Source organism: Salinicoccus sp. Marseille-QA3875 (assembly GCF_054950095.1).
On sequence record NZ_CM143103.1, the window covers coordinates 1,782,442 to 1,796,514 of the forward strand.

At 39.4% G+C, this 14,073-nt stretch carries 14 protein-coding genes; 10 read left to right on the forward strand and 4 right to left on the reverse strand.

Annotated features, from left to right (window positions below; all coding sequences use genetic code 11):
* Nucleotides 1-7: 7 nt before the first annotated feature.
* From ACY8DT_RS09240 to ACY8DT_RS09270, 7 genes are all read left to right on the forward strand, one after another.
* The gene (locus tag ACY8DT_RS09240) at nt 8-2,230 is read left to right on the forward strand and encodes a phage tail spike protein (protein WP_462420015.1); all 2,223 of its coding nucleotides are present in this window, start codon (nt 8-10) and stop codon (nt 2,228-2,230) included.
* Nucleotides 2,217-2,360 (forward strand): hypothetical protein, encoded by a 144-nt coding sequence (locus ACY8DT_RS09245; RefSeq protein WP_462420016.1) that lies wholly within the window; start codon nt 2,217-2,219, stop codon nt 2,358-2,360. The genes ACY8DT_RS09240 and ACY8DT_RS09245 overlap by 14 nt, the downstream gene beginning before the upstream one ends.
* A 36-nt stretch (nt 2,361-2,396) precedes the next feature.
* Complete coding sequence (locus ACY8DT_RS09250) at nt 2,397-2,828, forward strand: hypothetical protein (protein ID WP_462420017.1); 432 nt, start codon at nt 2,397-2,399, stop codon at nt 2,826-2,828.
* Nucleotides 2,804-3,196 carry a hypothetical protein gene (locus ACY8DT_RS09255; protein WP_462420018.1) on the forward strand — a complete coding sequence of 131 codons (393 nt, stop codon included), beginning with the start codon at nt 2,804-2,806 and terminating at the stop codon, nt 3,194-3,196. Before ACY8DT_RS09250 ends, ACY8DT_RS09255 begins: the two co-directional genes overlap by 25 nt.
* An 11-nt stretch (nt 3,197-3,207) precedes the next feature.
* Complete coding sequence (locus tag ACY8DT_RS09260) at nt 3,208-3,504, forward strand: hypothetical protein (RefSeq protein WP_462420019.1); 297 nt, start codon at nt 3,208-3,210, stop codon at nt 3,502-3,504.
* Between the two features lie 61 nt (nt 3,505-3,565).
* Nucleotides 3,566-3,706, forward strand: a complete 141-nt coding sequence (locus tag ACY8DT_RS09265) for a hypothetical protein (protein ID WP_462420020.1) — start codon at nt 3,566-3,568, stop codon at nt 3,704-3,706.
* Entirely contained in the window at nt 3,690-5,378 is a 1,689-nt protein-coding gene (locus tag ACY8DT_RS09270) for a LysM peptidoglycan-binding domain-containing protein (protein ID WP_462420021.1), read from the forward strand. The genes ACY8DT_RS09265 and ACY8DT_RS09270 overlap by 17 nt, the downstream gene beginning before the upstream one ends.
* A 78-nt stretch (nt 5,379-5,456) precedes the next feature.
* Here the strand turns inward: ACY8DT_RS09270 and ACY8DT_RS09275 are convergent, their stop codons facing one another.
* Entirely contained in the window at nt 5,457-5,630 is a 174-nt protein-coding gene (locus ACY8DT_RS09275; RefSeq protein WP_462420022.1) for a hypothetical protein, read from the reverse strand.
* 237 nt (nt 5,631-5,867) lie between these two features.
* Here ACY8DT_RS09275 and ACY8DT_RS09280 point away from each other — a divergent pair, with 237 nt between their 5' ends.
* The 3 genes from ACY8DT_RS09280 to ACY8DT_RS09290 all read left to right on the forward strand — a co-directional run bounded on the left by ACY8DT_RS09280 (nt 5,868) and on the right by ACY8DT_RS09290 (nt 8,725).
* Nucleotides 5,868-7,319 carry an ATP-binding protein gene (locus tag ACY8DT_RS09280; RefSeq protein WP_462420023.1) on the forward strand — a complete coding sequence of 484 codons (1,452 nt, stop codon included), beginning with the start codon at nt 5,868-5,870 and terminating at the stop codon, nt 7,317-7,319.
* Nucleotides 7,306-7,998: a hypothetical protein gene (locus tag ACY8DT_RS09285; protein WP_462420024.1), complete on the forward strand. Its 693-nt coding sequence runs from the start codon at nt 7,306-7,308 to the stop codon at nt 7,996-7,998. The genes ACY8DT_RS09280 and ACY8DT_RS09285 overlap by 14 nt, the downstream gene beginning before the upstream one ends.
* A gap of 526 nt (nt 7,999-8,524) precedes the next feature.
* A complete protein-coding gene (locus ACY8DT_RS09290; protein WP_462420025.1) occupies nt 8,525-8,725 on the forward strand; it encodes a cold-shock protein in 201 nt (66 codons plus the stop codon).
* Between the two features lie 118 nt (nt 8,726-8,843).
* Here the strand turns inward: ACY8DT_RS09290 and ACY8DT_RS09295 are convergent, their stop codons facing one another.
* From ACY8DT_RS09295 to ACY8DT_RS09305, 3 genes are all read right to left on the reverse strand, one after another.
* Nucleotides 8,844-10,877 carry a YehR family lipoprotein gene (locus tag ACY8DT_RS09295; protein WP_462420026.1) on the reverse strand — a complete coding sequence of 678 codons (2,034 nt, stop codon included), beginning with the start codon at nt 10,875-10,877 and terminating at the stop codon, nt 8,844-8,846.
* 260 nt (nt 10,878-11,137) lie between these two features.
* Entirely contained in the window at nt 11,138-11,977 is an 840-nt protein-coding gene (locus ACY8DT_RS09300; protein ID WP_462420027.1) for a serine/threonine-protein kinase, read from the reverse strand.
* An 18-nt stretch (nt 11,978-11,995) separates the two neighbouring features.
* Nucleotides 11,996-13,876 (reverse strand): ABC transporter ATP-binding protein, encoded by a 1,881-nt coding sequence (locus ACY8DT_RS09305; protein ID WP_462420028.1) that lies wholly within the window; start codon nt 13,874-13,876, stop codon nt 11,996-11,998.
* Between the last annotated feature and the right edge of the window lie 197 nt (nt 13,877-14,073).

Sequence of the window (14,073 nt, forward strand, 5' to 3'; positions counted from 1 at the left end):
TGATTAAATGCTGACGGCAAGAGATTACACAAACAATGAGTATCCGTTACTCGCAACCAAAGTACACACTTCGGAATTAAACGGACAGGACGATTTGGAGTTAAAAATACCGCAACAGAAAAACAACAATCTAGATTTACTTTCGATTGATAAACTGTGGGAGTTCGATTACAACAACATCATATATAAAGCCGTGAATGTTAAACGGCAAACGAGAGGTAATAGTTTTAACTTAAACGTTAGAGCGATACCTCTTTTTTATTGGGAATTTTCCAAGTCGATTATTCACGAAAATCACGATGGTTCACATACGGCGAATAGTGCATTTAGAACGGTGTTTGAGGGTTCGGGGTTTAACTTTGTATTAGTTGATTTTAGTCCGTCTGTGGAGATTGAGGGATTCGGCAAGGGTGCGAACAGGTTGGAGTTGTTTAAACGACTGCTTGACCGTTACAATTACGAGTTTATCATTCAGGGCAGAACGGTCTACATGCACCATCGTATTGGTAATGATACGAACTTCATGTACAAGTACAAACTGAACGCCAGTAACGTATCAAGCACGACTGACGCGACAGAATACTTCACGCATATTAAAGGTTTTGGAGACTTTGAAGAAGGCGAAGAAGATTACTTTAATAATGCGAAGTTGAAACGTGAGTATACGCATCCACTTGCTGATGTGGTCGGTAAATGGGAAGGTCCGCCTGTAGTGGACGGTAGAGTGACGCAGACTTCCACACTGGACGAAGCAATGGCGAAAGCTGTTGAAGAATCCCTCGCAGTCACAATCGAAGGCACTCTACACGATGTCCGCAAGATATATGACATTGCCGTTCCTGTTAAAGGTGACAGAGTGTGGCTACACGATGAACGCATCGATTTAGAGCAAGAGATTCGCTTGCACAAGATCGTGACCACATACGATGAGAAAGATAATATTATCGCTTGTGATGTCACATTCGGAAGTCAGTCGATTGGAGAACGTCATAAGGCGAACATCAACAGTTTATCGAAAAGATTTGCCGACTTGCTCACAGGTAAATTAAAGTTACCGGTGATTAGCTTAGAAAAAATCGGCATGGATATGATCAATGCGATTCATGCAGCCAGTTCCGAGATTATATTCGGCGACTTCGGGATGCAAGCGATTAGTAAGACGAACCCGAACCATGTATTCGGATTAAACTCCGAGGGTTGGTATATCTCTCAAGATGGCGGAAGAACTCCGCGGACAATAGCAACCGCACAGGGAATATACGCAGATGCACTATTTGCAGGGACGCTGTGGCTGACGAATGACTTAAACATCGAGGGTATCGATGGATTTTTAAATATATCTTCACAACGCTTTACGATGCGAAATCATAACGGTACAAGTAGCACAGTCATTGAGCCTGGCCGATTGCAAATGAACCAATCCGACTTCGAGCTTGGTGGCGGGGCGGACATGCACTTATTAGACGCTGGGAACAGAATATATTATCAACGTGAAGATTCGCAAGGCTCTCAAATGCGGTCTGCAGGTGTGGGATTCGGTCGAAGTATTAACGATAGATTCCCTTTTGCTTATCTAGGAACATCTGATAGCGATCGTCCACATGCGGTTGATGAATATGACTTCACTGGTTTCATAACAAACACCTTAGAACGTTCGAAAGTCGACGGCATTGGGAACTCGGCGGTCGGGGATATATTCCACGTCAGGGATAATGCAGTGCTATTTAGCAAAGGATTTCTCTACAATCTCAATACAAGTGCTGATGTGGATGCTTATTTCAGCCCCATCAACACAGGATCTCACAGTTATCATTTAGGACGACCGAACAACCGTTGGGACGAAACGTACCTTGCCAATGAGCCGAATGTATTTTCAGATGAACGGTATAAAACGGGTATGACTGCCATTGATAAAGCAAGCGAGATTATCGAGCATTTGAAACCGATTGAGTATCGAATGAAGTTGACTAACAATGACTTGATTAAAAGAAATCAAAATATCAGAGCACGTGGACCGAATCAAACGCAGTTTGGCTTCTCGGCACAGCAGGTTAAGGAAACAATGGACCTTTTAGGCATTGACAGGCAGACAGTTGTGGAAGTCGATTCTGAGGGGCGCTACGGTCTTAAAACCGGTCAAATCATCCCTCTGTTAGTCGCTCATGTTCAATCATTATCAAAACGAATCGAGGTACTCGAAAATGCAGGACGAAAAAATGACGCCGAATAAAGATTATATTATCCAATCGTTGCAACAACAGTTATTAAACGCGAATATGATGGTCGCTGAACGTGAAGCGATTATCAGTCAGTTATATGATGAAATTGAGAAGTTGAAAGGTAAGGGTGCTGATAAATAATCAGTGCTTTTTTTAATTTCAGAAAGAGGTGGATCTATGGATAAGCGCATAAACTATGCTGAGATTATCGCTAGTGTTATGCTGTTCGGCTCCGGTCTATTATCGTTAGCAAGGGGCGTATTTTGGATATTTGAGAATCAGGAATCCGTTCAAGACTCAGCACTATACACAGCGCTCAATCATGCCATGCCGATTTGGGCTTGGGGGGTGATGTTCGCGGTCAGTGGCTTAATGGTCATTGGTGCAAGTTGGCATATGCCGAGGCGAATAACTGGCAAAAGTTTTGCGTGGCTTTTGTTAGTCGGTGGTTTAAGCTCATCAGTCGCTTATTTCATCATAGCAATTGCCGGCTTCGATAGTGCGTCGAATTGGATGACTCCTCTACAATACATTACGTTAAGTGGGATGAATGGTTTCCTGGCATTCATAGGGGGTGTCCGAGTTTGGGCAGCGAAAGATACGTATTAAAGCACGAATTTGAACAGACGAAAGGGAATATCCACAAACGCATTAACGAAGTTGACAACAAGCATGATGAAAAGCACAGCAATTTAAATTTGATATTGCATACATTTATCGAACAACAAAGACCTTTAGGAAAAACACTGAGCAGTATTGACGATGAAGTGAAGAAATTAAATGGCACGATGAGTGTTTATGATAAGCGTGTGACTGATATCGAATACAGCTATAAGGATCATAATCGACGACTCAGCGATATAGAAGATACACAAAAGAGCAAACAGAAATCGAACACACAAATCATTGTAGCGTTGATTGGATTGATTGGCGTATTGGGTTCCGCTGCATTCGGTCTGGCGCAATTCTTTTTTTAGGTGGTGAGTAAATGGATAGAAATCAAACAACTGTGAGTGAAGCGAAAATTAAAGAGCAAGTTAAGAATGATAAAGTAAAAGGCTTGATACACCAGATTCTAGGTGTCTTGCTTGCGTTTTCAGCGTTCGCAGGTGTGGCTGGATTCGGCTTAGATTGGTTAAACGAAGAACTAATCAATTCATTCGGATTATTGTTATACGCAATCGCGGGTTTTGCTTATACAGCGTATACGATTTATAAAAATCATTTTAGTGGCAAGAAAGCACAGGAGCAAAACAAGAAGCTAAAAGAAGAAGGCTTGAAATGAGGCAATTATTCGGGAATCCCGAAGGGTTGTTTTTTTAATTTATATAAAGGAGAGGTTAAAAATGGCGAAAGATAATGAAAAACAGTCCAACAAGAGAAATCAAAAGAAGGAACAAGGTAAAAAAGTAAGTATGGATCCAACTGTATTAAATCCCGAAACTAAATTCGGTGGAGGTGGTGGTACTGATGACGGCAAAAATTAATCCGATTACAGAATTGAAAGCTGATGGTCATCGCATTACGTCGAATCCTCATAAGTATTATGACGATTATGGACCACCTGCAAAAGGGAAGAGGCCATTTGGAGACCGTCGGCATATCGATGGTAACGGTAATCATGTAGACTCGTATTGTGGAGGTGATCATAATGCGTATGACACAAGCAAGGGGCACAGAGCGCCTATTCACGCTTTTGCACGCATGACGGTGCTTAATGGTACTGGCTGGAATACATTCGGTTGGACGTTTGTCGGTGGTTTTGTGGATGCGGACGGTAAACACAGGCAAGTGATTTATGGCCACCTTTATGACAACCCTTTGAAGCGTCTAAAAATAGGGCAAAAGTTGAATAAAGGTGACGTTGTTGGCTATCAGGGCGCATCAAATAATCTAGGTATTTCAATGGCTTCCCATCTGCATATTCAATTTCAGAATTATGGGGCTTTGGCTGCTAAACCATTTACCTGCAATGGTATCGATCCGTTAAAAATTGATGTAAGCAAAACGTGGCCAGATATGGAAAGTTATAATGCTGATAATGGTTCAGATGCAATGATTATTGATGTATCGCACCATCAACCTGTTAACTCTATCAACTATGCGACACTGTCCAAACACGTTAATCATGTAATTATCAGAACTATGGACGCAGATATGATTGATAATGCGTACAAGCAACATCATCAAAACTTTAGAAAACATGGCGTACCGACTGCAGCTTACGCATTTTTCCGTGCTCAAAACAATACTCATGTGAAAAACGAAGCGAAAATGTTCTGGGATCGTACCAAAGATTTAGACCCGACATTCTGGTGGATTGACGTAGAAACGTCGCCACATTCGAATATGAGGTCAGCAGTTAATCTGTATATTGACGAGTTGAGAAAATTGGGTGCTAAGAAAGTGGGCTTGTATATTGCACATCATCTGTATAAGCAACTTAATCTTGATACGTCCAAAGCTGATGCGGTGTGGATTCCGCATTATGGCTCAGGTAGCTCTAAACCGGACAGCAAGCCGAGCTTCCCGGCGGACATCCATCAATATACAGAGCATGGACGTTTACCGGGGTATAATAGTAATTTAGACTTGAACAGAATTATCAGCAATAAGGAATTAGAATTCTTTACTGATGGTAAAAAGTCCAAAAAGAAACCATCAGCGCCGTCTAAACCAAAACAGTCCAAACCAAAAAGTAATAAAATCACTGGTTCGACTTATACGGTTAAATCGGGTGATACGTTAAGCGGTATTGCAACCAGAGCGGGAACAACTACTAAGAAGCTTCAAAACTTAAATGGTATCAGCAATCCTGATTTGATTAAAGTCGGTCAGAAGTTGAAATTGAAAGGTTCTGCTACATCGACGTACACTGTTAAATCAGGTGATACACTTTCTGGCATCGCTTCACGTTTTAACACATCAACTAAAGCACTTCAAAACTTAAACGGCATTTCTAACCCTAACAAGATTTATGCAGGTCAGAAACTTAAAGTATCTGGAGCGGCTTCAACACAGTATCACACTGTTAAATCAGGAGACACTGTCAGTCATTTAGCTCAACGCTACGGATCAAGCCAGCGTAATATTGTTAGTTGGAATAACCTTAGAAGCGCTGATCAGATTTATGTAGGACAACGTTTAAGAGTCAAATAATCCAAGTCAATAACGCACCTTATTTTAATTTACCACGAACATGTTGTTTGTTATTAGGACGGCCTTACCACCCGTCCTTTACATATTTTCATGTCGTTTTACTTCCTCCAATATACTTTTTTCAGTCGTACTGGTACTTGCAGGTATTGCAATCCATTCACCATTGACTTTCACAACAACGATCTGACCATACTTATCAATGCGGCTTAAATCGACAACAACGTTTACTGTCTGCTTACTTCTGCGTATCATAAAATCATAACCTTCCAGTAGTTCATGTAATTTCATTGAGTTTAATGAAATAGTATCACTCCTATATAAATATTCCTTTAATTTACAGTATGATGTATATTTTAACTATTAGAGTCTAATTTATCTTAAATAGTCATCTTTTAATTTTATACATTGATTTTACCATTTTTAACTTTTGATGATTAAATGTTTTTACTATGATAAAATTGATTGACTATAATTAAGGAGTTTATAAACATGTATCCAAAAATAAATGTTAAAGGATTCGCCCATTTTGAAGAATTCTCACTAAACATTAGTCCATTCTCAGTTTTTAGTGGACAAAATGGAACTGGAAAAACCTTGCTCATTAAACTATATAATACTATTAAAGATTCTTTGTTTTCTCGAGAATTATCAAGTAATCCTAGTAAAGATTTCCCTAAGTTAGATTTTGAGATTGACAAAGTTTACTCTAATATAGAGACGGAAAAGATATTTAATAAATATATAGATTATCTTCTTGAACCGAATAGACTGCTAATAAATTCTTTTGGTCATTCCAATATTCAACTTAAAAGCGTTACAGTTTCGGGTATAGACACTTCCTCAATGAAACTCTCCACGCGAACAATTAAAAGTAATGATCAAATAACATTATACTTCAATATACATTTTAACGATGAAAATATAGAAGATATAAGTAATGAAATTAATTTCCGCGAGGAATCATATGACAATAGATTTATTAAAGAGGTGATATTGCCCACCCATTTGCCAAGTATAATGCGGGAAGCTTTAAATAGTTTGATTAACAGAAGCATGAAAGGTAAGATTTCTAAGAGTTCTGCACTATACTTTCCAGCCTCTAGGGAGGCATACATACGAGATTATGACCAGTTAATAAATGCTGTCGTTACGAAACAAAGGCAGGATATAAAGAAAGAAATACAAAATCTTTTTGATAACAAAACAGAAGAAGAATCTGCGAGCATGGTTGATACTTTTTTTCAATATGATCTTTTAAAATCAAAAAATAATTATAGTGATGATCCGTATATCGAAGCATTTTGTACTCACTTGGCGAGATTGACAAGTAAACGGAAGATGTATCGAAGAAACGACTTAGAATTAGAGTATTTTAAAAACGATATATTAAAATCTGAATTCTTCATAGAAGACGGTAATGTCACTTATAAATTGAATGATGATATAACTTATTCAGCAATAAACGCCTCTTCTCTTGAAAATGAATATTCAATTTTATATGAGAGTTTACAAAGAAGTGATAAGAATTCTTATATTATTGAAGAACCGGAAGCACATTTATCAATGATTAACTCTATGAAAATAGCATGGTATATGATTTCATTATTCATGAAAGGTTTTAATTTCACACTTTCTACTCATAGCACTGTCATAATTGACAGTTTAAATTATTGTTACTTGTTGTCTAAATTGGAGAGTCCAAAAAGATCAGAACTCATTAAGAAACACAATTTGCCAAAAGGATTAATTGACCTAAGTGAAGAATCGTTTAATAGCCTTAATGTTTATTTTATAAATCATAAGAGTGTCAAGATTATCACTCTTTCAGAGTATGGATATATTATGGAAGACTTCGTTAAACAAATAGGGAAAGTTAACGATTTGTTAATAGAAGTTGAACAACTGGCAAGTGAGAGTGAAATAAAAAATGAAGAGGAATAGATTCCTTACGAAGCGCTTAGCCGCTAATGTCCGACATCATTTTCATGAGATTAACCCTAATGATACCGTCATCACAGAAGATTTTAACGATGAAGTTATGGAGGCAGAACTAAAAGATGTAATAAAAATTCGAGATACTTCTAAATATTTCATTTATGGAAAAAAGAATAATGAACCATATAAGAATGAAGAGTCATATTTCAAAGATCTCAAGAATAGTCATTTCAAAAATAAAAGAGCTGATTTGACTATTTTAGAATTTGATGAAAATGAAAATGAAACCTTCGCCCATGTAATAGAAATGAAATCTAAGCTAGATTTAAAGAACTTTAAAACTGCGAGAGCACAATTATTAAACAGTTTATTAGATGTTGAAATAATTTCTCTAATTTCTTCTAATGGCGCATTTTCTATTGAGCCAAGTTTTCATTTGATTTGCAATAAAGAAGAAATCATTGAAGATAATTTTCTGAATAAAGTCAGTCGAGTATCAGCAACCGCAAGGCTTAGGAGAAGCGATGGTAAAGTGGCAGAGCCCGATGTCCTAGCTACTCAAGAGTATAGCAATAATAGAATTATTACAGATATGGATTTAGAAGATTATGAAGATAGGGAAAAGTACAGAGGTTTAGATAACCCAAGCTGTAGAGTTGTACAATTTAAAGTACATGTTATTTAATAAAGTCACAATGAGTCGGCAAAAGACATGTATGAAAATAAACGACCTGGTCATGAAGTGATCACTATGGATTTTACGGATGCTGATTTTGAACGTTTAACAAGTAGGCTGAATTTGACCACATAATGCACTTAAAAACATATGTAATTCGTTTCTCACAAAATAACCTATTTCATAAAACGTATCATATCAACCGTTTTAAGAATACATATAATAGTAGGAAACGAACAAATAGTCTCCCGCCGTCTCCATATAAAAAGGACTCCGACAATATAAGTCGGAGTCCTTTTTACTGGTTCTATAATTAATGTTATAGACTTTGAAATATCTTGTCTTTTAATGACAAGTTCACTTATTACAAATACTTTTGCTAATAGGGTTGACAGATTAGAGAAAGCAGTGTAGTATACTAAGAGTAGTTTAAATTAACACATTTTAATTTTTTCATTCATCTGAAAAACCCTTAAAACAACTTAATTTACAACGAACAAATATTTAAGTGCAAAAGCACTAGGAGGTTTTTTCTATGAATGAAGGAACAGTAAAATGGTTTAACGGCGAAAAAGGATTTGGCTTTATTACACAAGAACAAGGTGACGACGTGTTCGTACACTTCTCAGCTATCCAAGCTGACGGTTACAAGACTTTAGAAGAAGGTCAAAAAGTTAACTTTGATGTAGAAGAAGGTCAGCGTGGTCCACAGGCGACTAACGTTACACCAGTATAATCTACTGAAAATATAAAGCTAAAAGGGACGACTCCGGTCGTCTCTTTTTTTTTATACAAAAGATAAACTCTCTCCAGGTCATAGTAACCTGGAGAGAGTTTTATAATTGATATGAATTTTATTCCGGAGTAACATTGAATACTGCTGAATCTTCTGCGTCGAGTGGTGAAAACACCAACTCTATTTCAGAAGGATCTCCGGTAACCGCGTATGCGAGAGTACCTGTTGCGCTTTCTCCATCGGCTGTTTCATCCAGTATGATGTCTCCTACCGGATAAGTTTCGGCTGGTTCACCGTCCAGCATAACTTCCATATCACGACTGCCCATCAGGTAGGAATCTCCGGAGTTGTTCTCAAATGATAGTTCAAGCATGATGACTTCATCTGCTTCGACTTCTGCAAACTCATTTCTTTCATCAGTGTAACTCACATCTTCCACAGTCAACGTCATGCCGTTCAATTCAGCTGAATCACCGACAGTCAGTCCGTCCTGTGTAGAGCCGGATGACTCTTCTTCAGAACCGCTGCCGGATTCTTCTGTCTCTGTATCAGGAGCTGGATTTTCCTGCACATCGGGAACAGTCACGCCGCCGTCGTCATATTCACCATATTTATCAATTTGTTCAGCAATTTCTATATGCAGCGTTTCCTCCGGATTTTGCTGGCCTGGAGCGGTGGAGATATACGCTACATGCACAAGGTCACCACTTGATTTTTCAACGATTCCGACAACTGCGTTTTCCATTTCATCTGTGTTTGCACCTGTATATTCTACATTGAATATACTTCCGAACGTTTCATGCAATGATTCTTCATCTCCGATATTATGCAGGAAATAATAATCATCGTCTTCCGACACATCAATCACATCACTGTTTTCCATGAATGCTTCATGTAGGTTGGAGTAACTTCCATAGAACACTTCATCACTTTCAGCTGTTCCAGTCTGGTCGACCCATCCGGTACCGTCAAAAGCAGCGAATTGATCCGGATTGGCATAAATGTTTGGAAGGAGTTTTCCGGATTCCTTATCATATACTTGTGAAAATACTTCAAAACCATCCCTTTCATCGATTTCTGCGCTTAAACCAGCGACATCGGATTCAGCTGGTGTGTCAGATCCCGCCCCAAATGCATGTATGGCCATATAAGTTTCAGCGAAATATGTTGAGATTTCCTCTGAAGGTTTCAATACTTCTTCGATATCTGCATCGGATTCTTCAGCATTACCCAAAAGTTCCGCAATTCCGGAATTCCCTATGAACATCGAAGTAATCTCTGTATCATCACCTGTCAAAGTTTCCCCGGTTATTGTAGAAAAGTCGATACCGCCTGCAGAACTTTCTCCAGAAGAGCTTTCACTGTCTGAACCGCTGTCAGCATCCGAAACGGCTTCGCCTTCTACAAGCTCATAACCTGCATTTAACAGCTGTTCTTCGGAACGTTCCATACTGACGAATTCTGCAGATTCTTCGCCTTCAAAGTCAGCACCGTCAAGACCAGCAACTTCATTCAAATCTGCTTCATCATAATTAACTTCTGTTGTTTCAACAAAACCGTCTTCATTATATTCAATATTATGATCTACACCATCTGTATCAGTATATTCCTGGCTGGCATCAGCAAGTAGTTCTTTTGCTTCCTCTTCATTTGATGCACCGATTGCTTCGTAATCCATTTCAGTTACTGAAGTTTGTCTTTTCACTTCATCACCGACGTAATAGTAGACGAGTTCGTTATAAGTGCCGTTTTCTTCCAAAGCAAATGTTTTTGTTTGTTCTTCACCACTTGTGGCATCTTCAGATTCATCAGAAGCTTCTTCATCTACGTCTTCTTCATCTAAATCCTCTGTGCCGCCGATTCCTATAGAAGAATTATCTTCGTCACTGTCCACGTCAACAGAATCTTCACCATCACTGTCATCCCCGGAATCTGCGGAGTCGTCTTCTGAATCCGTGTCATCCCCGGAATCTGCGGAGTCGTCTTCTGAATCGCTGTCATCCCCAAAATCTTCTGATTCAGTGTCTTCTGTCTCTTCGGATGATTCTTCCTCAGAGCTGCCTTCTTCCTCTTCTCCATCTCCAAGCCCACATGCTCCAAGGAGAAGCATTGTTGAAAGTCCCCCTGCTAATAAATATTTTTTTAATGACATATAGTCGTCCTCCAGAATTTTAATATTTTAACACTTTTCTTTATAAATAATCAGAAAGATGAAATCTTCCGTTATTACTATTTATAAATATTTAATTTAATTTTTCATTAAGTCTGTAATATCTGTTTCTTTTATGAGGTTCAAAGAAGTTATAAGTACAGTATAAGTAACAATATATAATAATTCCACAAAATGTTCACAATTTGTACAAAAAATTTCAAAAAAATAAACTCCCACCGGCTGATGAGAGTTTTACGATATTACATATTTCTATGAATATATGTTTCACACATATTAAATATTTCTGTTGCTTCGGGTCTGTTTCCCGGATTTTTATCAAGACATCGGTTGATTATGCCGCTTAATGAAGGATCCATCTCACGCAGTGTTTCAACAGCTTCAGCGTCGCGTTCAAGCTGTTCGTAACGCTTTTCTTCATATGTTTTGAACGGCCTTTTCCCTGTGGCCATGAAAAACAGTACGACACCGATTCCCCAAATATCCGCAGCTGTGGTCAAAGGTTCACCAATTGCCTGTTCGGGGGACATATATGGCTTGGTGCCTGTACCTTTTCTGATTGTTCCGGGTTTAGTTGCGAGATTAAGGTCGAATAATTTAGCCAACGGTGGCTGTGAGATGATATTCGACGGCTTAATGTCTAAATGTATAATATTATTCTGATGCAGATAATTAACGACGGATGCAATCTGTTTTCCGAAATGTGCGAGCTGTATCAACGGAAGTTCTTCATCTCTTTTATAAGTATTTCTGATGAGATGTGAAATTGTTTCTCCTGTCAGCGTCTCCTGAATGACGATAGGGCGAGGTTCAGTATAAAGTGCGTATCCTCTTATAAGATTCGGATGTGACAGTGTTGTAATGGCTTCGCCTTCCTGGATCAGACGTTCTTTTGCGGCTGGTTTTTCCATAGCGAGCGGTTGAATCGTCTTACCGATACAGCTCGTCATGCGTTCCTCACTCCAAAGGTGATACAGATCGCAGTCTTTTCCGCGCCTTAAATGTTCAACGACAGTGTAGTCCATAATCAGCGTTTCTCCGCGTTCAAGTGGTGCTACTCTTATTTCTTCTTCAGTTTTCAATATCTCCGCCTCCTTTGTTTATCTTGCAGCCACGGGTTCTAGAGCCTTATCCTCTTTTTCTTCTTCTCCCTGCTGCGCAGTATAAAGCTTTTTATAATTACCGTTTTGGGAAATCAGTTCATCATGTGTACCGATTTCTGTAATGTTCTCCTTATCCAAATAAACGATCTTATCTGCAATGCTTGCGCTTCTTAAGTTATGTGTAATCATTAATGTAGCTGTGTTTTCCATCAGTCTCTGCATCGGCTGCATGACACGTTTTTCTGTCGCACCGTCCAGGCCTTCAGCGGGTTCGTCGAGTATGACGACAGAAGCTTTTCTGATCATTGCACGTGCGATGGCGACGCGCTGCTGCTGTCCGCCGGATAAATTTCTGCCTTTCTGGCCGACGTTTGTGTCATAGCCATCTGAAAGATTGCTGATAAACCCGTGGGCATCAGCTTTTTTAGCCGCTTCAATGATTTCTTCAGTTGTTGCATCCGGTTTACCGTATGCTATGTTTTCTCTTACGGTGCCGTCAAAAATAAGTGATTCCTGAAAGACGACTGCAATCTGATTGCGCAGTGACTGAAGGTCGGTGTCTTTCAGAGCATGCCCATTGAGGTAGACTTCTCCTTCAGACGGTTCATAAAATCGCATCAGCATTTTTACAATCGTCGATTTACCGACGCCGCTGGCGCCGACCAGGGCAACAGTTTCCCCGGGATTAACGTTGAACGACAGATCTGAAAGGACATGATGTTTTTTGCCGGGATAGGCAAATGATACGTCCCGGAAAGAGATGCTGCCTTCATTGTTGTTAATTTCTTCTCCATTCTCTGATATGACTTGAGGTTTCTGCTCCATGAACTCGATGACACGTTCAGCACTGGCTGAAGCTGAGTAAATGGTGTTAAGCAGCTTGCTCAAGCCTCTGACAGGACTGTACAGCCGTCTCAGCAGAGTGAGGAAGGCGACCAGCACACCGATAGTCACCTCATTCTGCATCAGTAGAAATGCACCGAAGACCATAACGGTCAGTGTCCCGCCGGTTTCTATCATCGAAACTGTCGGTGAGAAAGTGGCCTTCAGACGGACTTTCGTCATTTGGGCATCATATGCAGCAACGTTCTGATTTTGAAATTTTGAAGCTTCATGCTTCTCCTGGTTGAAAGCCTGCATCAGTGAAATATTTGAAAAACCTTCTTCGGCAAGGGAGTTTATTGCGCCCATACGCCTCGAACGTTCACGGGATGCAAGTTTCATTCTGACAGAGAAGTATCGTGTGACCATATAGAATAGTGGTACGACGATCAGTGAGACAAGCGCCAGTTTCCACTCCATGAAAAATAGCATGCCAATAAAAACAATAAGCTGGAAAATGTATGATAAAGCTGACGTTGCACCGCTGACAATCAATCTTTCAATGGAAGATATATCACCTGTCAGCCTTGCGATGATATCTCCGAGTTTACGTCCTTCAAAAAAGTGTAGCGACAAACTCTGCAGATGTTCGAACAAAGTCTTTCTTAATGACAGAACAAAATTCTGTCCGACCCAGTTGGACACGCATGTTCCGGCAAACGAGAATATGCCGCCTGCCAGACTGAGACCTAAGTAAAGGAGTACAATCCATAACAACGGACCGAGATTACGTGCATCCAGAACATTATCTATAAAAATCTGAAGCAGCCACACCGTACCTGACAGTGTGAGTGGTTTCAATGCGATGAATATCAGTCCGACGACAATCCATTTACGATAATTTTTTGTGTAGGGCCAAAACCATTTGAATATTTCTTTAAGCGGCACCGGCGGTGCTTCGCGAATAATATTGCCCTCGGTATTATTCAGTGCAAAAAATTGATCGATCTTTGCTTTCCAGGACTGATTTTTTTTAGCTCTGTTTAATCTCCTCATGACACTCGCTCCTTTCATATGTAAAAACAGACGACCACAACAGAATGGGCCGCCTGTTTAAAATTACTCTTAAGATTATACCCAAGATTATTATTAAAGCTAGTCGGAAGAGACACTTGATGCACTTGACGCACTGGATACACTTGAATCGCTTGAATATGAATCTGATGAAAAGTCGTTTGATGATGCCGGTTGGA